This window comes from Brevibacillus sp. NRRL NRS-603 (assembly GCF_003013445.1).
GTDB classification, from domain to species: Bacteria; Bacillota; Bacilli; order Brevibacillales; family Brevibacillaceae; genus Brevibacillus; species Brevibacillus formosus.
Genome location: NZ_PXZN01000171.1, coordinates 1 through 630, shown reverse-complemented (window position 1 = coordinate 630; position 630 = coordinate 1). Strand labels below are relative to the sequence as shown.

Sequence of the window (630 nt, the reverse complement as noted above, 5' to 3'; positions counted from 1 at the left end):
AAAGTTCTAGACTGGGGCCACGTTAAAATAGCTGGCAGGATAGTATGAACAACTCACGAATTACTACGAATTGGAACCATGTCCCTCGGCTGTCGTCTATATAAACGAAGGCAAAAATGAACACAAACTAATTTGACGAAGAGGTGTTTTGAAAATGGCATTAACGTCCGCATTCACGAGCTTCAACCTGCCTGTAAAAAACGTAGAACAATCGAAAGCGTTCTTCACCGGACTTGGATTCGAGCTCAACTCGCAATTCCCCGAGAACGAGAATTCGGTAGCCATCGTGATCGGCGACAACCTGCAGGTCATGCTGATCAATCAAGCATTCTTTAATACGCTCACGGAGAAGGAATCCGTCGATACGAGCAAGTATGCGCAGATGACGATCGCATTGGCCTTCGAAAGCCGGGAAAAGGTCGATGAAATCGTGAATACTGCGGTCTCCTTGGGCGGGAAATTGCACGCTGAACCTGAAGATCATGGGTTCGTGTATCATTGGGGCTTCGTGGACTTGGACGGCCATCTGTGGGCCATTAACTACATGAACATGGATGCGGCACAAGGTTAAGGCTAACGGAGAGCACGCTCGTACTAGGGTTCAAAAAGAAAGACGCCGGGCATCTTCCC

1 protein-coding gene is annotated in these 630 nt (G+C 48.3%); it reads left to right on the top strand.

All coding sequences use genetic code 11. The features are described from left to right. Positions 1-154 precede the first annotated feature (154 nt). The gene (locus C7R94_RS29705) at positions 155-571 is read left to right on the top strand and encodes a VOC family protein (protein WP_106786049.1); all 417 of its coding nucleotides are present in this window, start codon (positions 155-157) and stop codon (positions 569-571) included. Positions 572-630: the final 59 nt, after the last annotated feature.

Excerpts from the sequence above, each read along its gene's own strand:
- C7R94_RS29705 (WP_106786049.1), top strand. The coding sequence starts at position 155 with ATGGCATTAACGTCCGCATTCACGAGCTTCAACCTGCCTGTAAAAAAC.